The sequence below is a fragment of the Buttiauxella warmboldiae genome (genome assembly GCF_003818135.1).
Lineage (GTDB): Bacteria > Pseudomonadota > Gammaproteobacteria > Enterobacterales > Enterobacteriaceae > Buttiauxella > Buttiauxella warmboldiae.
The window spans coordinates 151,004-168,526 of record NZ_RPOH01000003.1; the positions used below are offsets into that span (position 1 = coordinate 151,004).

16 protein-coding genes and 1 riboswitch are annotated in these 17,523 nt (G+C 54.9%); of the genes, 5 read left to right on the top strand and 11 right to left on the bottom strand.

The genetic code is table 11. The features are described 5' to 3' along the window. Positions 1 to 24 precede the first annotated feature (24 nt). The 7 genes from nanK to nudF all read right to left on the bottom strand — a co-directional run bounded on the left by nanK (position 25) and on the right by nudF (position 6,205). Positions 25 to 900, bottom strand: coding sequence for an N-acetylmannosamine kinase (gene nanK / locus EHN07_RS01290; protein ID WP_124022412.1), 876 nt, complete (start codon positions 898 to 900; stop codon positions 25 to 27). A 13-nt stretch (positions 901 to 913) separates the two neighbouring features. Next, positions 914 to 1,594, bottom strand: coding sequence for an N-acetylmannosamine-6-phosphate 2-epimerase (locus EHN07_RS01295; protein ID WP_124022413.1), 681 nt, complete (start codon positions 1,592 to 1,594; stop codon positions 914 to 916). Between the two features lie 186 nt (positions 1,595 to 1,780). After that, entirely contained in the window at positions 1,781 to 3,676 is a 1,896-nt protein-coding gene (gene parE / locus EHN07_RS01300) for a DNA topoisomerase IV subunit B (RefSeq protein ID WP_124022414.1), read from the bottom strand. Between the two features lie 43 nt (positions 3,677 to 3,719). After that, complete coding sequence (yqiA, locus tag EHN07_RS01305) at positions 3,720 to 4,295, bottom strand: esterase YqiA (RefSeq protein WP_124022415.1); 576 nt, start codon at positions 4,293 to 4,295, stop codon at positions 3,720 to 3,722. Beyond that, positions 4,295 to 5,122, bottom strand: coding sequence for a 3',5'-cyclic-AMP phosphodiesterase (cpdA, locus tag EHN07_RS01310; protein WP_124022416.1), 828 nt, complete (start codon positions 5,120 to 5,122; stop codon positions 4,295 to 4,297). Before cpdA ends, yqiA begins: the two co-directional genes overlap by 1 nt. A gap of 25 nt (positions 5,123 to 5,147) precedes the next feature. Then, positions 5,148 to 5,570 (bottom strand): DUF1249 family protein, encoded by a 423-nt coding sequence (locus EHN07_RS01315; protein WP_124022417.1) that lies wholly within the window; start codon positions 5,568 to 5,570, stop codon positions 5,148 to 5,150. Positions 5,571 to 5,572: 2 nt separating this feature from the next. Continuing rightward, positions 5,573 to 6,205 (bottom strand): ADP-ribose diphosphatase, encoded by a 633-nt coding sequence (gene nudF / locus EHN07_RS01320; RefSeq protein ID WP_124022418.1) that lies wholly within the window; start codon positions 6,203 to 6,205, stop codon positions 5,573 to 5,575. A gap of 211 nt (positions 6,206 to 6,416) precedes the next feature. On the opposite strand from nudF, the gene tolC reads away from it, so the two are divergent. The 3 genes from tolC to EHN07_RS01335 all read left to right on the top strand — a co-directional run bounded on the left by tolC (position 6,417) and on the right by EHN07_RS01335 (position 9,903). After that, complete coding sequence (gene tolC, locus EHN07_RS01325; protein ID WP_124022419.1) at positions 6,417 to 7,892, top strand: outer membrane channel protein TolC; 1,476 nt, start codon at positions 6,417 to 6,419, stop codon at positions 7,890 to 7,892. A 169-nt stretch (positions 7,893 to 8,061) separates the two neighbouring features. Beyond that, the gene (locus EHN07_RS01330) at positions 8,062 to 8,736 is read left to right on the top strand and encodes a DUF1190 family protein (RefSeq protein ID WP_124022420.1); all 675 of its coding nucleotides are present in this window, start codon (positions 8,062 to 8,064) and stop codon (positions 8,734 to 8,736) included. A gap of 6 nt (positions 8,737 to 8,742) precedes the next feature. Next, positions 8,743 to 9,903, top strand: a complete 1,161-nt coding sequence (locus tag EHN07_RS01335) for a glutathionylspermidine synthase family protein (protein WP_124022421.1) — start codon at positions 8,743 to 8,745, stop codon at positions 9,901 to 9,903. 40 nt (positions 9,904 to 9,943) lie between these two features. Here the strand turns inward: EHN07_RS01335 and ygiD are convergent, their stop codons facing one another. Continuing rightward, on the bottom strand, positions 9,944 to 10,732 hold the full coding sequence (ygiD, locus tag EHN07_RS01340) for a 4,5-DOPA-extradiol-dioxygenase (protein WP_167467259.1): 789 nt from the start codon (positions 10,730 to 10,732) through the stop codon (positions 9,944 to 9,946). A 187-nt stretch (positions 10,733 to 10,919) separates the two neighbouring features. Here ygiD and zupT point away from each other — a divergent pair, with 187 nt between their 5' ends. Further along, positions 10,920 to 11,687, top strand: coding sequence for a zinc transporter ZupT (zupT, locus tag EHN07_RS01345; RefSeq protein WP_124022423.1), 768 nt, complete (start codon positions 10,920 to 10,922; stop codon positions 11,685 to 11,687). Positions 11,688 to 11,810: 123 nt separating this feature from the next. Here zupT and ribB read toward each other — a convergent pair whose 3' ends face one another. Continuing rightward, positions 11,811 to 12,464: a 3,4-dihydroxy-2-butanone-4-phosphate synthase gene (gene ribB, locus EHN07_RS01350; protein WP_124022424.1), complete on the bottom strand. Its 654-nt coding sequence runs from the start codon at positions 12,462 to 12,464 to the stop codon at positions 11,811 to 11,813. A 98-nt stretch (positions 12,465 to 12,562) separates the two neighbouring features. Continuing rightward, positions 12,563 to 12,710: riboswitch (FMN riboswitch) on the bottom strand. 133 nt (positions 12,711 to 12,843) lie between these two features. Between ribB and ubiK the strand changes: the two genes are divergently transcribed. Then, positions 12,844 to 13,131 carry a ubiquinone biosynthesis accessory factor UbiK gene (gene ubiK / locus EHN07_RS01355; protein WP_124022425.1) on the top strand — a complete coding sequence of 96 codons (288 nt, stop codon included), beginning with the start codon at positions 12,844 to 12,846 and terminating at the stop codon, positions 13,129 to 13,131. A gap of 42 nt (positions 13,132 to 13,173) precedes the next feature. On the opposite strand, the gene hldE is transcribed toward ubiK, so the two are convergent. Further along, positions 13,174 to 14,604: a bifunctional D-glycero-beta-D-manno-heptose-7-phosphate kinase/D-glycero-beta-D-manno-heptose 1-phosphate adenylyltransferase HldE gene (gene hldE, locus EHN07_RS01360; RefSeq protein WP_124022426.1), complete on the bottom strand. Its 1,431-nt coding sequence runs from the start codon at positions 14,602 to 14,604 to the stop codon at positions 13,174 to 13,176. A 55-nt stretch (positions 14,605 to 14,659) separates the two neighbouring features. Beyond that, complete coding sequence (gene glnE / locus EHN07_RS01365) at positions 14,660 to 17,509, bottom strand: bifunctional [glutamate--ammonia ligase]-adenylyl-L-tyrosine phosphorylase/[glutamate--ammonia-ligase] adenylyltransferase (RefSeq protein WP_124022458.1); 2,850 nt, start codon at positions 17,507 to 17,509, stop codon at positions 14,660 to 14,662. Positions 17,510 to 17,523: the final 14 nt, after the last annotated feature.

The following is a 17,523-nucleotide window of genomic DNA, read 5'->3' on the forward strand; positions in this document are numbered from 1 at the left end:
CTGATTTTTAAATTTTATCAACGATCAGACTGCGTGATGTTCCGCCCAGAGAGCGGCCCCGATTAATCCCGCATCGTGCTGGTGATAAGCGGAATACACGGGGACGTGAAACGCCGCTGGCAGGATTGCGAGCTGTCGCTCAACCTGCTGACGGTAATCTGGGGCAAGCCCGACGCTGCCACCCAGCACAATGCATTCGGTATCCAGCAGAGCTTTAAGATTGGCGATAAGCTCGCCAATCGCCTGCGCTGAGCGGGCGACTAACCGCTGTGCCTGCTGGTTTCCAGCCCGGGCCTGAGCAAAAATTTCGCGGGCATTTTTCCCTTCTAATTCTTGCGATGCCCCTGCGGCAATGGCTCGGCCTGAGGCAATCGCCTCAACGCAACCTACTCGCCCGCAGCCGCAGCGCGGCCCGTTCGCATCGGCCTGGGTGTGCCCGATATGGCCGGCAAAAGCGTGGGGACCGGTTAACAACTCGCCGTTGATGACGATACCGCCACCGACGCCGGTGGAAACAGTAATAAAGGTCACGTGCTTAAACTGCGCCGACAGATGGCAATATTCGGCCCATGCGGCAGCCTGCGCATCGTTGAGAACCACGCACGGCAGGCCCGTAAGTTTTGCAACCGTAGCCTGCAGCGGAAAATGGTTAAGGCCGCCAAGGTTATCGGGATTGAGCGCGGTAAGAATACCGTTATCAATAATGCCGGTAGAGGCAATCGCCACCCGTTGCGCTTTGCCCTGATAGGCCTCAACCAGCTGCGCTAGCGCCTGCCGCAGCGCTTCTGGCTCGGCACCCGCGGGAGTCGGGAGCTCCATACGCTGCGAGATTTGATGCTGATTGTTGACTAGCGCCGCGGCCAGCTTGGTGCCGCCGATATCTATAGCGAGTGTGTGCATGATGTTCTCCGGCCTAGCGTTTAACGGCATCGCTGAACCACTGGCAAATATGCTCGATGCGGGTGATGGCTGACCCAACGGTCACCGCCCATGCGCCACGATCGATAGCCTGCGCGGCCAGTTCTGGCGAGTTATAGCGCCCCTCGGCAATAACCCGGCAGCCCGCGCGGCTTAGCTCCGACACCATTAACAGATCCGGCTCTGCTGGCGTAAGCGCCGTGGTGTAGCCCGACATGGTGGTGCCGATAAATTCAACACCTTTATGCTGGCAGTTCAGACCCTCTTCCACCGTTGAGCTGTCTGCCATCGCCAGTAAGCCGTGGTGGTGAATTCGCGCAATCAGCTCATCGATAGCAACCGGGCGCGGACGGAAGGTGGCGTCAAATGCAATAATGTCGGCCCCCGCTTGCGCAAGGGCATCAACATCATGCAAAAACGGAGTGATGCGTACCGCGGAATGTTCCAGATCGCGTTTCATAATGCCGATAACAGGTACCGAAATCAGAGGACGCGTCGCTTCGAGGTTAGCAATGCCCTCAATGCGCACGGCAACCGCTCCGGCAGAGACGGCGGCCTGGGCCATTGCCGCCACGATCTCGGGCCTGTCCATGGGGCTACCGGGTACCGGCTGGCAGGAGACGATAAGCCCGCCGTACTCGCGCACGCTCTGTTCTAATTTTGCTAGTAGTGACATTCTGCTCCGCCTTGCAACTCTTAATGAAGTTTAACTCCAAAAAAGAATAGCGGATGGAGTATTACTATTTCAAGCTGCAAACGGGAAAAGTGTGAAGGGGGTCATACGCAAGGGAGAGAGCACATTGCGGGAGAGCAACCAGAAACAGCGGCTGTGAGCCGGTGTTCCTGGTTTAAGGGGGCGAAATCAGACCTCGATATCCGCCATATCGCCTTTATCCTGTAGCCAGTTACGGCGATCTTCGGAACGTTTTTTCGCCAGCAACATATCCATCATCGCCATGGTTTTGTCGTTGTCTTCTTCGTCGATGGTGAGCTGCACCAGGCGACGCGTATTGGGATCAAGCGTGGTTTCGCGTAATTGCAGCGGGTTCATCTCGCCCAGCCCTTTAAAGCGCTGCACGTTCGGTTTCCCTTTCTTACGTTTAAGCTGCTCAAGCACGCCCGCTTTTTCTTCTTCATCCAGCGCGTAATAAACCTCTTTACCGAGGTCGATACGATACAGCGGCGGCATCGCAACGTAGACGTGGCCATTGCGTACCAGGGTTCGGAAGTGGCGCACGAACAGCGCGCACAGCAGCGTGGCAATGTGCAGACCGTCAGAGTCCGCATCCGCAAGGATACAGATCTTGCCGTAGCGCAGCTGGCTCAGGTCTTCACTATCGGGATCGATACCGATCGCCACGGAAATATCGTGCACTTCTTGTGATGCCAGCACCTCGTCGGAGGAGACTTCCCAGGTGTTGAGGATCTTGCCTTTCAGCGGCATGATCGCCTGATATTCACGATCGCGAGCCTGTTTCGCCGAGCCGCCTGCGGAATCCCCTTCCACCAGGAAGAGTTCGGTACGGCTCAAATCCTGTGCCGAGCAGTCGGCCAGTTTGCCAGGCAGCGCCGGGCCGCTGGTCAGCTTTTTACGCACCACTTTTTTGGCGGCACGCATACGGCGCTGAGCGCTGGAAATTGCCAGTTCTGCAAGCTGTTCCGCAATCTGGATATTCTGGTTCAGCCACAGGCTGAAGGCATCTTTCACTACGCCGGAAACGAACGCTGCACACTGGCGCGATGACAGACGTTCTTTCGTTTGCCCGGCAAACTGCGGATCCTGCATTTTCACCGACAGCACGTAAGCACAGCGCTCCCAGATATCTTCCGCAGAGAGTTTCACGCCACGCGGCAGAATATTGCGGTATTCGCAAAACTCGCGCATCGCATCAAGCAGACCCTGGCGCAAACCGTTGACGTGCGTACCGCCCTGCATAGTGGGGATCAGGTTAACGTAGCTTTCCGTCAGCAGCTCGCCGCCTTCCGGCAGCCACAGCAGCGCCCAGTCAACCTGTTCCACGTCACCGGCAAAGTTGCCGACAAATGGCGATTCCGGCAGCGTCGGCAGGCCGTTTACCGCTTCGCACAGATAATCTTTCAGGCCGTCCTGGTAGCACCAGCGCTGTTCGGTATTGTTGACTTTGTCGGTAAAGGTGATTTCCACGCCCGGGCAAAGCACCGCTTTGGCTTTCAGCAAATGGCTTAAACGGGAAACCGAAAAACGAGGACTATCGAAGAAAGAGGCGTCCGGCCAGAAGTGAACGCTGGTGCCGGTGTTGCGTTTACCGCAGGTCCCGACCACCGCCAGCTCCTGGACTTTATCGCCATTTTCAAACGCGATGCTGTAAACCTGCGCGTCACGGCGCACGGTGACTTCAACGCGTCTGGACAAGGCGTTCACCACCGAAATCCCCACGCCGTGTAAGCCGCCGGAGAACTGGTAGTTTTTATTGGAGAATTTACCGCCCGCGTGCAGGCGGCAAAGAATCAGTTCGACAGCCGGCACGCCCTCTTCCGGGTGGATATCAACCGGCATACCGCGTCCGTCATCGATAACTTCTAATGACTGATCGGCATGGAGAATAACATCAACACGCTTCGCATGGCCTGCCAGCGCTTCATCCACGCTGTTATCAATGACTTCCTGGCCCAGATGGTTTGGACGGGTGGTGTCGGTGTACATCCCGGGGCGGCGGCGAACAGGCTCAAGCCCGGTGAGTACCTCAATGGCATCGGCGTTATAACTGGATTGCGTCATGGTTTATTCGTTCAGATAGCGAAACAGGAATCCGACATCAGGCTCAGTTCAGGCCAAGGAAGTCGACGATCTGGGTGAAATAATCTTCGAAGCCTACAAAGGCGTGATTACCGCCGGATTCAACCGTCTGGCGACAGGAGGTGTAATACGCAACCGCCTGGCGATAATCGAGCACTTCGTCACCCGTTTGTTGCAACAACCAGATGAGATCTGGCGAATCTAACGGGTCAACCTGCATGACTTTAAGATCGTAAATATGGCGAGACTCTAGCACATATTGCTGCCCGGTGTAGGGGTTCTCGTTGCGGCCAAGATAATCGGCCAGCAGTTCAAACGGCCGAACCGCCGGGTTAACCACCACCGCAGGCAGCATAAAACACTGCGACAGCCAGGTGGCGTAATAGCCGCCCAGCGACGAGCCGACCACCCCCAGCGGTTCACCGCCGTGCTCCAGCACCAGCGACTCCAACAGCTCTGCCGCATCCGCAGGATACGGCGGCAGTTCCGGCACCATCACTTTGATGTGCGGATGGTTCTGCGCCAGCCACTTTTGTAAGCCGGCGGCCTTGGCAGAATGCGGCGAACTATTGAAGCCGTGTAGATAAAGTAGCGTTGACATCAATACCCTTCCGACGCGATATCTGGATTAAACACCGCACCCTGCAGGCGACAAACCTCCGTCGTCACTTCACCACTCGGGTGCAGATCCAGCCAGCGCCAGCCGGGCTCAATAGTGTCGAGCGTGAAGTTGGCGCAGTGCGGTTTGAACTGGATGCAGGTCGACGGGGTTGCCAGCATACGGCGGCCATTCCAGTCGAGATCTAACTCCTGATGGATATGCCCACAGACCAGGGTTTTCACTTTTGGGAATTTTTGCAGCACATCATCCAGCTCGGCGGCGTTGCGCAGGCTATGCTGGTCAAGCCAGCTACAGCCAGCCGGAACAGGATGATGATGCAGCAGCAGCAGAGTGTGGCGCTCAGGTGCACCGGCGAGCTTGCGCTCCAGCCACTCGAGCTGGTAGTCGCTCAGTTCGCCATGGGGGACGCCAAACACCTGGCTGTCCAGCAGTAAAACCTGCCAGCTATCGCCCAGGAAAACCTGTTTTGCCGGCGAGATCCCCGCTTCCAGCAGCGAGCTAAACATCGCCGGCTGGAAATCGTGATTGCCGGGGAGCCAAACACAGGGCGCGGGGATTTCCGCAATGCCTTCAGCAAAGTGCTGGTAGGCTTGCGCGCTGTGGTCCTGGGCTAAATCCCCCGTGGCAATAACCAGATCGCAATGACGCTGTTGGGCAAGGATGGCCTCGATAACCGCCTGATAACTCATCCAGGTATTGATGCCAAGCAGCGTTTCGTTCTTTCCAGAAAACAGGTGGGTATCGGTAATTTGCAAGATCCTGATCTGGCCCCCACCGGCCACAGGAAGATTTAACAGGCTTTCCAAATGGTGTCCTTAGGTTTCACCCTCACTAACAAACCGGAACCGCCATCGCTCCATGCGCCAAACAATAACGCAGCCAATCGGCCAGAAACTGGTTAATTTGATGCTTTTCGTCGCGCTGATGCAACTTTTTATTAGGATAATCATAGCGCGCTTTAAAGCGGAAGATCTGCTGGCTTGAACACACTTCCGCGACCATCGCATCATGATAGAGCCTGACTGACATCGACGGCAGGCTCCAGTAGCTCACTGCCGGGGCCGTTTGTTCAATTTGCACCAGCGTGGTGTAACGTGTCGACTCAACAATAGCCAGCCGATATTGGGCGCTACTGACCTGATAAGTGATGTTTTCACCCACCTCATCATGACGAGGAAGCAGACGTCGTAGTTGTGCAAAATTTGTCTCGCACAGGCGCATCATTTCCGGAAAGTCAGGGGTGTAGCGCTTCATGTTTAGTTATTCCACTCTGCTCTTAATTTCTCATGATGCAATTGCAGCCAAAGCAGGGCGATGACTGAAGCCGCGTTATCGATTTTCCCTTCTTCGACTAATTGATAAGCCTCCTCCCGGCTCACGACATGAACTCGAATATCTTCATTCTCATCCGCCAGACCATGTATGCCCTGCGCATTTTTAGCGTCCACTTCCCCCACAAGGATAGAAGAACGCTCGCTGGTTCCACCGGGGCTGGCCAGGTAGTTGATAACCGGTTTGGTGCGACCGACAAACAACCCCGCTTCTTCAACCGCTTCACGGCGCGCAACGTCTTCGACGCTTTCACCCTCTTCGATCATCCCCGCGACCAGTTCCAGCAACCATGGACTCTCGCTGGTGTCGTAGGCGGCAATCCGAATCTGTTCTATCAACACCACTTCGTCTCGCACAGGGTCATAGGGTAGCAGCACTGCGGCGTGCCCGCGTTCTAAAATTTCACGGCGAACTTCACCACTCATTTCGCCATTAAACAAGCGATGGCGAAAACGATAAAGATCCAGTGAAAAAAATCCGCTATAAAGCGTTTCCCGTGCAATAATTTCAACATCGTTTTTACCTAACGTGACAAGTTGAGCATTTTGCTGCGTCATGATGATTCCCTGATATTTTTATGCGTATGAAGTGCGTAATGGCAAGCCAGTTTAGCTGCTGCTTCACTTTCTATATGGTAGATTGATGAAAAATAAAGGCAGATGGCACATTACGCCAAGCCGCCGAACGGGCAGTCTCTGCTAGAATCGGCGATCGTTTCGGCTCAATCCGCGCTGACAAACAAATTCTGCTTCACAACAAGGAATGCAAATGAAGAAACTGCTCCCCATTCTTATCGGTCTGAGCCTAACGGGTTTCAGCGCCATGAGCCAGGCAGAAAACCTGATGCAGGTTTATCAGCAGGCACGTTTAAGCAACCCGGATTTGCGTAAATCCGCCGCCGATCGTGATGCCGCATTCGAAAAAATTAATGAAACACGCAGCCCATTACTGCCACAGCTCGGCCTTGGCGCCGATTATAACTACAGCAATGGCTATCGTGATATGAAAGGCATCGATTCCAATGTCGCCAGCGCCTCTTTACAGTTAACACAAACCATTTTTGATATGTCGAAATGGCGCGCCCTGACGCTGCAAGAGAAGTCCGCGGGTATCCAGGACGTGACCTATCAAACCGACCAGCAAACGCTGATTCTGAACACCGCGACAGCCTATTTTAACGTGCTTAGCGCCATTGACGCCCTCTCCTATACCGAAGCGCAGAAACAGGCTATTTATCGCCAACTGGACCAAACGACTCAGCGCTTTAACGTAGGTCTGGTGGCGATCACCGACGTACAAAACGCCCGTGCGCAATACGATAATGTATTAGCGAACGAAGTGACGGCGCGTAATAATCTGGATAACGCGGTAGAAACGCTGCGTCAGGTCACCGGAAATTACTATCCGTCGCTTGCGTCATTAAATGTCGACGGCTTCAAAACCGACAAACCTGACAGCGTGAATAATCTGCTGAAAGAGGCGGAAAAACGTAACCTGGCGCTATTGCAGGCACGCCTGTCTCAGGATTTAGCTCGCGAGCAGATTCGCTATGCTGAAACTGGCCATATGCCGACGGTTGGTTTAACTGCGTCGACGGGGGTTTCTGACACCACCTACAGCGGCTCTAAAACCACCAACAGCCAGGCGTATAACGACAGCAATATGGGGCAGAACAAAGTCGGCCTCAACTTCTCGCTGCCATTGTATAGCGGCGGTGCTGTTACCTCGCAGGTGAAACAGGCGCAATACAACTTTGTTGGTGCCAGTGAACAGCTGGAAAGCGCGCATCGTAGCGTGGTGCAAACGGTTCGTTCTTCGTTTAACAACGTGAATGCCTCTATCAGTACCATTAACGCTTACAAACAAGCGGTTGTTTCTGCGCAAAGCTCGCTGGATGCGATGGAAGCCGGTTATTCCGTGGGGACGCGCACCATCGTTGATGTGTTGGATGCAACCACCACGCTGTATAACGCGAAGCAGCAGCTCTCCAGCGCTCGTTATAACTACCTGATCAACCAGCTGAATATTAAATCAGCGTTGGGGACGCTTAACGAACAGGATCTGATGGCGTTAAACGGCGCATTGGGTAAACCAGTACCAACCACCGCAGACAGCGTTGCACCTGAAACGCCAGACCAGAATGCTCGTGCCGATGGTTATACGGCCGCAGCCACTGCAACGCCTGCAAAAGCCACTCCGGCATCAGCAACAGGCAGCAAATCAGCTAACCCATTCGGTAACTGATCGTGGTTTTCGGGGGCATGGCAACCTGCCCCCGTCACAACTTGAGCCTTTTAACGTAAGGCAACGTAAAGATCCCCCGGCAAACAGCCGTCATCGCTTTAATTTCAACCATTCATCCCCTATTCTAAACACCATATTAGCTTCACTCCTTTGGGCCCAGGACAGAACAATGAAACGGACAAAAATCATAAATCACGCAACGTTCCGCAAAAGCTGGAACGCTCGCCATCTGACACCGGTCGCGCTGGCGGTTACCGCGGTGTTTATGCTTGCCGGTTGCGAACAAAACGACGAAACCGTCTCCATGTATCAAAACGCGGATGACTGTTCACAGGCAAACCCGGGCAAAAGCGCCGAATGTACCACTGCTTTTAACAGCGCGCTGAAGGAAGCAGAACGTACCGCGCCGAAATATGCTTCGCGCGAAGAGTGTATTGCCGAATTTGGTGAAGGCCAGTGTCAACAAGCCCCTGCCCAGGCAAGTATGGCAGGTGAACAAGCTCAGGCTCAGCCGCAGCAAAGCGGCAGCTTCTGGATGCCACTGATGGCAGGCTACATGATGGGGCGTCTGATGGGCGGCGGTGCGGGCTTCGCGCAGCAACCTCTGTTCACCTCCAAAAACCCGGCCAGCCCGGCTTACGGCAAATATGCCGATGCCAGCGGTAAAAGCTACGGCGCAGCAACGCCAGGCCGTACCGCTACCGTCCCGAAAAGCGCGCTGGCACCAAAACCTGCAACCACCAGCACGGTAACCCGCGGTGGCTTCGGTGATTCAGTGGCGAAACAATCGACCATGCAGCGCAGCAACAGCGCAACGGGTTCTTCTCGCTCCATGGGTGGCTAATAAATAATGGAAAGAATTGCGATTACCGAGCGCCCGGACTGGCGCGAGAAAGCCACAGAGTACGGTTTCAACTTTCACACCATGTACGGCGAACCGTACTGGTGTGAAGACGCCTATTACCAGCTGACGCTGCCGCAGGTTGAACGCCTGGAAGAAGTGACCGCAGAGCTGCACCAGATGTGCCTGAAGGTGGTGGAAAAAGTGGTGAGCAGCGATGAGCTGTTAGCTAAATTCCGCATTCCTAAACACACCTGGGAGTTTGTGCGCCAGTCATGGGCTTCGCAACAGCCTTCACTCTATTCGCGTCTTGATATCGCATGGGATGGCGTTGGCGAACCTAAGCTTCTGGAAAATAACGCCGATACGCCAACCTCTTTATATGAAGCCGCCTTCTTCCAGTGGATCTGGCTGGAAGATCAGATTCAGGCGGGCAATCTGCCTGAGGGAAGCGATCAGTTCAACAGCCTGCAAGAGAAGATCATCGAGCGTTTTGCTGAATTAAAACAGCAGCACGGCTTTAACCTGGTGCATTTTGCCTGCTGCCAGGACACGGTTGAAGATCGCGGTACCGTCCAGTATTTACAGGATTGTGCAGCCGAAGCGGAAGTGGCCAGCGAATTCGTCTATATGGAAGATATTGGCCTGGGCGAGAAAGGCCAGTTCACCGATTTGCAGGATCAGGTCATCAGTAACCTGTTCAAGCTCTATCCGTGGGAATTTATGCTGCGTGAGATGTTCTCCACCAAGCTTGAAGACGCGGGCGTACGCTGGCTGGAGCCTGCCTGGAAGAGCATTATCTCCAACAAAGCTTTGCTGCCAATGCTGTGGGAAATGTTCCCGGATCATCCAAATTTGCTACCCGCTTATTTCGCCGAAGATAGCTATCCGCAGATGGATAAGTACGTGGTGAAGCCTATCTTCTCGCGCGAAGGGGCGAACGTGAAAATCATCGAAAACGGCGCAGAAATTGCCCGTGTTGATGGCCCGTACGGCGAAGAAGGCATGATCGTGCAGGAATTCTATCCGTTGCCTAAATTTGGCGACAGCTATGTGCTGATCGGCAGTTGGCTTATCAACGATCAACCCGCCGGGATCGGCATTCGTGAAGATCGGGAATTAATCACTCAGGATCTTTCACGTTTCTACCCGCATGTGTTTGTAGAGTAATTTGATTGCCCCTCTCCCATCAGGAAAGGGGCAATCTATCTCAGCCAATTTGCACCGAAAGCATACTCAACGACCCCATCTCTATCCCATCAACCGGTAGCGTTATCGGCTCTTGACCATCCCACGTCCCCAGCACATACAACAGCGGCAAATAGTGATCCGGCGTGGGGTTAGATAACGAGCCAGCTTCGTGTTGTAAATAGTTCACCAGCGGGTGTTCGGCTACAGGCCCAGACCATGCGAGGTTATCTTTCACGTACTGGTTAAACGACTCAGCCCACGGATACGGCGTATTTTCACCGTGCCAGCGGACGGTACGGAGGTTATGAACCACGTTGCCGCTGGCAATCAGCATAATGCCCTGTTCGCGCAGCGTTGCCAGCCTGCGCCCTATTTCAAAATGCCAGGCTGCCGGTTTCGTGCTATCAATACTAAGCTGTACCATGGGAATATCCGCATTCGGATACATTTTGATCAGCACGCCCCAGCAACCGTGGTCAAAGCCCCAGGCCTCCTGGTCCTGCGTCACCGGAACCGGTGCCAGCAACTCAACCAGCTGCCGGGCAAGCTCGGGCGAACCCGGCGCGGGATAATGCGTATCATAGAGCGCCTGCGGGAAACCAGCGAAGTCATGGATAGTTTTTGGTGTTTCCATGGCCGTCACGCCCGTGCCTTTCGTGAACCAGTGCGCGGAGACCACCACAATCGCTTTTGGTCGCAGTAAGGTTTCTCCCAAATGATGCCATGCGCGGGTATAGTGATTATCTTCCAGCACGTTCATGGGGCTTCCGTGTCCAAGAAATAGTGCAGGCATACGTTGAGTTGTCATGATGATGTCCTTGAGGTTTATAAACACCACAGTACGCGTTTTTACGTCATCAGAAACTCGGATAAGTATGATGAAGATCTTCAGGAAATTTGAATGTAAGCGCTGAGTAAAGCTTCATCTCCGGCTCTCGATTTTTATCGCCTCGCCCATTAATATAAATGAGAATAATTATCAAAAGGAGCAATAGATGTCAGTACCTTTGATTCTGACCCTGTTAGCAGGGGGAGCCACTTTTATTGGTGCCTTGCTTGGCGTACTCGGCCAGAAGCCGTCAAACCGCGTGCTGGCATTTTCCCTAGGTTTTGCCGCGGGCATTATGCTGCTTATCTCGCTGATGGAGATGCTGCCCGCCGCGCTTCATACCGAAGGAATGTCGCCTGTATTGGGCTACGGCATGTTTATGCTGGGTTTGCTGGGCTATTTCGCCCTTGACCGCGCCCTGCCCCATGCGCATCCGCAAGATTTAATGGACCGCAAACCGCAGCCGCGGAATTTACGGCGCACCGCGCTGTTGCTGACGCTCGGCATTAGCCTGCATAACTTCCCGGAAGGGGTTGCCACCTTTGTCACGGCCAGCAGTAATCTGGAGCTGGGCATGGGAATTGCGCTGGCGGTGGCCCTGCACAATATTCCTGAAGGGCTGGCCGTTGCAGGCCCGGTATACGCGGCCACGGGCTCGAAACGCAAAGCTATTTTCTGGGCCGGGATTTCAGGGCTGGCAGAAATTCTGGGCGGCGTGCTGGCATGGTTGATTTTGGGCACTATGGTATCGCCCGTCGTGATGGCGGCGATTATGGCGGCGGTGGCAGGTATTATGGTGGCGCTATCGGTGGATGAGTTGATGCCGCTTGCCAAAGAGATCGACCCGCATAACAACCCGAGCTATGGCGTGCTTTGCGGTATGGCGGTAATGGGGTTTAGCCTGACACTGCTGCAAACCAGCGGCATTGGTTGAAAAAACTGGACCGATGACAAAGCTCGTGGCTTTCGGCTAATTATCAAAGAGAAGGAAAAACCACGTCTTCCCTTCTCTTATCATCAATCTCAGCCCGGTGTAAAAAACCGGGCTTTTTATTTTTTAGCTGGCTTTGCGTTCGTGAGCCTGGCGGTATTTCACCAGATCTTCAATCGTCACCACGGCCATATTGTGCAGGCGGGCAAAGGTGATGCACTCTGGCGCACGCGCCATGCTGCCATCATCGTTGGTCAATTCGCACAGCACGCCGGCAGGTTTAAAACCGGCAAGCGTAACCAGATCGATAGTGGCTTCCGTATGGCCGCCGCGAGTTAACACGCCGCCCGGCTGAGCACGCAGCGGGAACACATGGCCCGGGCGGTTCAGGTCGCCTGGCTTTGCGCCATCGGCAATGGCGGCACGCACGGTAGTAATACGGTCAGCGGCAGAAACGCCGGTCGTCACCCCGCTTGCCGCTTCGATAGTCACAGTAAACCCGGTGCCATAAGCACTGGTATTGTTCTCAACCATCATGGGCAGTTCGAGCTGTTTACGGCGTTCTTCAGTCAGGCACAGACAGACAATACCGCTGCCGTGGCGAATGGTCAGCGCCATTTGCTCAACGGTCATGGTTTCGGCCGGAAAAATCATGTCGCCTTCGTTCTCGCGATCTTCATCGTCAAGAACCATGACTCCACGACCTTCACGCAATGCTTCAAGAGCATGTTCTACGCGTTGTTCAGGAGTGCCAAATGCAGAAAGGAGCGTCTGATTCATGGTAAAAAAACCTCATTAACATTATGGTTACCAGAATCAGGGCGGTCTTAGGAGCTATAAAAATAACGTGAGCAGGCTAACTAAAGCTTGAGCTTGGTCGTTACTCTCTCCCATCCGGACTATAACCGTCGGCCCCGGAATTACACCGGATCTGCTGACCTCCAGATTGCTCTGGAGCGCTCGCGGGCTTTCAGCGTGCGCTGATTTACCGCCGGTGGGGAGTTACACCCCGCCCTGAGAATAAGCAGACTTACTATAACGCCGATGATTTTCTCTGGCAACGCCAAAGCTTAGAACATTTCGGGTTTCTAAGGAGCCGCACAGGCATTACAATTAATGCCAATACCGTAAGACAATCCCGTAGATTATGGAAGCCGCTATGATTGACCCGAAAAAAATTGAACAGATCGCACGCCAGGTCCACGAGTCAATGCCGAAAGGGATTCGTGAGTTCGGAGATGATGTCGAGAAGAAAGTTCGTCAGATTTTGCAGTCGCAGCTCACGCGTCTGGATCTGGTTAGCCGTGAAGAGTTTGATGTGCAGACGCAGGTGTTGCTGCGTACTCGTGAAAAACTGGCGTTACTGGAACAGCGTTTGACTGAGCTGGAAAGCCGTAGCGTTCAGGCAGCGCCAGAAGCAACGCCGCCAGCTGAACCTCATATGTAAAAAAAAGCCCCGTCATGATACATGATAAACGGGGCGCTTTTTTTAAGCTTCGTGGTTCTGAATCTTCTTAATTATGTTGGTGGTTGAGCAACCATCCTCAAAGTTCAGCACCATCACGTCGCCGCCGTTGGCCCAGACCTCTTTACTCCCGGCAATATCATCCGGTTTGTAATCACCGCCCTTGACCAGCAAATCAGGCAAAATTTCGCCAATTAAGCGCTGCGGCGTGTCTTCTTCAAACGGTACCACCCAGTCCACCGCTTCCAGAGCGCCTAACACGATCATACGCTGATCCTGCGGATTTACCGGGCGAGTTTCACCTTTCAGCCGTTTAGTGGAAGCATCGCTGTTGACCGCAACAATCAGGCGATCGCCAAGCCTGCGCGCGTTTGCCAGATAAGAAACGTGGCCGGCATGAAGAATATCGAACACGCCGTTGGTCATTACGACTTTCTCACCGCGCTTACGCGCCGCAGCAACAGCGACTTTCAGCTCTGCTTCAGTCATGACGCCGAAACCAGAATCAGCGCGGCCACGCACGGCGTTTTCCAGCTCGATCGGGGAAACGGTAGACGTACCCAGTTTACCGACGACCACGCCTGCCGCCGCATTGGCAAAGTAGCACGCTTCTTCAAGGGTATTGCCCGCGGCAAGCGTTGCCGCCAGCACGCCAATAACGGTATCCCCCGCACCGGTCACATCGTAAACTTCCTGCGCCTGAGTCGGCAGATGGAACGGCTCGATCCCCGGCTGCAACAGCGTCATACCGTGTTCGGAACGGGTGATCAGCAGTGCGCAAAGATCGTATTCAGCAATCAGCTTCATACCCCGTGCCACCAGCTCTTCATCGTTATGGCACTTGCCCACCACCGCTTCAAACTCGGAGAGGTTTGGTGTCAGCAGCGTCGCGCCGCGATAACGATTAAAATCAGTGCCTTTCGGATCGATCAATACCGGCACGTTAGCGGCACGGGCAAGGCCAATCATGTGCTGAACGCTCGCCAGCGCGCCTTTTGCGTAGTCAGAAAGCACCAGTGCGCCAATATGTGGCAGCGCCTGGCTAATGCGCTCGTGCAACGGCTCCGGGTCAACGCCTGCAAAACCTTCTTCAAAGTCGAGACGGATCAGCTGCTGGTTACGGGAAAGCACGCGCAGCTTGGTAATGGTCGGATGAGTCGGCACCGACACAAAATCGCACTTAACGTTTACGCCAGCCAGCGTTTGGCTGAGCGCGCGCGCGGCATCGTCAATACCCGTCAGGCCTACCAGACGTGAGTTCGCTCCCAGCGAAGCAATGTTCATTGCCACGTTTGCAGCGCCACCAGGCCGTTCTTCAATGTTGTCGACCTTTACCACTGGTACCGGCGCTTCCGGGGAGATGCGGCTTGTAGGGCCATACCAGTAGCGATCCAGCATCACATCACCAACTACCATGACGCCTGCACGGCTGTATTCGGGCAGCGTTACTTTCATTCCTGACTCTCCAGAGAGGGATAAAATTTTGTCGCGGATAATATCACAATTTATCTCAGGCGCGTGTTTGCGGCTCGCTGAGCCACCTGTGCCAGCTTGTCAGGACCTGTTCGCGTTCCTGAGTGAACGTATCCATGGCCACATTGCCCGGCAGTTCCTGCAACGCCAGGTGATGAAGCTCATCGCGTAGCGTGACATAAGCATGGGTCAATGCTTTCGCTTCATCATCGCTCATGATGTCATTTTGCGCCATTAGCGCCAGGATGCGCACGTTATCAGACCAGCGAGTCAGTTTTGGAGCCTGCGCCGCATAACGCAACACCAGATATTGAGTGATAAATTCAATATCGGTAATTCCGCCTTCATCTGCTTTAATATCAAAGCGATCGCGATGTTTACCGCCTAAATGCGCGCGCATTTTTGCACGCATTTCACGCACCTCGGTCTGCAGCTTTTCACCTGCGCGTGGCAGAGATAAAATCTGACGGCGAACGGCATCAAATTGGTGTTTCAGCTGCGGATCGCCATACACGATACGGGCGCGCACCAGAGCCTGATGCTCCCAGGTCCAGGCTTCATTTTGCTGGTAATCAGCAAAAGCTTCGACGGTTGTCACCAGCATTCCCGCAGCCCCGGAGGGGCGCAGGCGCGCATCCACTTCATACAAAATGCCTGATGAGGTGCGGGTACTGAACAGGTGCATTACGCGTTGTGCAAGGCGCAAATAGAACTGGCGACCGTCAATTTCACGCTCGCCGTCGGTCATCACATCGGATGGGCAATCGTGCAGGAAAACCAGGTCCAGATCGGAACTGTAGCCCAGCTCCCAGCCGCCGAGCTTGCCGTAACCCACCACCGCAAAACCGCGCCCTTCGCGGTTGTGCAGATGTTTTGGCTGGCCGTAGCGAATCACCATCTGTGCCCACGCCTGCTGAACCACCGCATCGATCATCGCTTCGGCAAGCCAGGTCAGGTGGTCGCTCACTTTCATTACCGGAAGCGTGCCGGTGATATCGGCCGCCGCCACGCGCAGCAGCTGCGCCTGCTTAAACTGGCGCAGGGCTTCGAGCTGCTGCTCTTCATCCTCTTCCGGCACCCGTAATAAATACTGGCGCAGCTCGTCGCGGTAGGCATCGGTGGCAGTCGGTTGATAAAGCGTATTCGGGTCGAGAAGCTCGTCGAGCAGGATCGGGTAACGCGCTAGCTGGCTGGCAATCATCGGCGAAGCGGCGCACAGCGTAATCAGGTGTTTTAGCGCGCCGGGATATTCCGTCAGCAGCTCGAGGTAAGTGGTACGCGTGACAATGCCGAGCAGCAACGGCGTTAAGCGCGATAACGGCAGCGGCGCATCGTTGCGTGAGCAGGCTTCACACAGCAGGCGCGGCATCAGTTGATCCAGCACCTGACGGCCACGCGGGCCAATAGTGCGCTTGTCGGTATCCTGGCGGAAATCGCTCACCAGCCGTAAGACTTCAGCACGCGCCTGCGGCGTTAAATGCTCCAGCACCGGCGTATTATCATCGGCATCCTGCGCATCCAGCCACAGTTCGCGCCAGGCCTCCGCGAGCTTATCTTCCCCCGGCTCCGGCTCATCATCGCCAATCAGTTCGTTAAACACCTGGCGCACCGCATTCATATGCTGTTGCAGGGCCTGTTGCAGTTCATCCCAGGTGGCTAAATTCATACCCCACGCCAGACGCGCGCGGTTGAGCTCATCACCCGGCAGCGTTTGGGTCTGCTCGTCATTGATGCTTTGCAGCAGGTTTTCGAGGCGGCGCAAATAGAGATAAGCCGCTTTCAATTTATCCGCATCACCTTCCGGTAACAGGTGCAATTGCTGGATCGCTTCAAGAGTGGGCAGTAAAGAGCGGGACTGTAGCGAGGGTTCGCGCCCGCCGCGAATTAGCTGGAAAACCTGCACGATAAACTCGGTTTCGCGGATGCCGCCTGCACCGAGCTTAATGTTGTCCGTCAGCCCACGGCGCCGCACTTCACGGGCGATCATCCCTTTCATGTTACGCAGCGATTGAATAACGCTGAAATCGATATAGCGGCGGAAGACAAACGGCCGCAGCATATTGCGTAGCTCCTGGCTCCACGCGTCACCGGTATCGCCCATAATACGGGCTTTCACCATCGCGTAGCGTTCCCAGTCGCGCCCTTGCTCCTGGTAATAATCTTCTAGTGCGGCATAGCTCAGCACCAGCGGGCCGCTGTCGCCAAACGGACGCAGGCGCATGTCGACGCGATAAACAAAGCCGTCCTGCGTCGGCTGATCCAGCACTTTAATCAGGCGTTGCCCGAGGCGAGTAAAGAACTGTGCGTTATCCAGCTCGCGCCGCCCGCCTTGCGTGGAGCCGTTTTCCGGCCAGGCAAAAATCAGGTCAATATCAGAGGAGAAGTTCAGCTCGCCGCCGCCCAGCTTCCCCATTCCGAGGATCATTAGCGGCTGTGCGACACCAGCCGCATTACAGGGCGTGCCCCATTCACGACAACACGCGGCATACAGCCAGTCGCGGGCGGCAATAATCAGGGTTTCGGCCAGCGCACTAAGCTGCTGAAGAGAGCTTTCGGTCACAGAGAGCTGCAACGCCTGCGCCCAGGCGATTCGCACCATGATGCGGCGGCGGAACAGGCGCAGCGCCGTCATTAATGCAGGCTCACTGTTAACACCCTGCAACTCTTCCTGTAGCCAGGCGGCGTAATGCTGCCATTCGTCGGCCTGCGGAGGAGATTGCTCCAGTTCCGCAAGCCATACGGGATGAGCCGCCATGCTGTCACAAACAAAATCACTAAACGCCAGCACGGCCTGAGCCTCAGAGCTCAGGGCCTGGCGGTCAATCTCTTGTGGCAGACGCGCCAGCGCCGCCTGCAAATGCTGATCTAAAAGTGGCGCTTGCGACATCATGGTCGTATCCC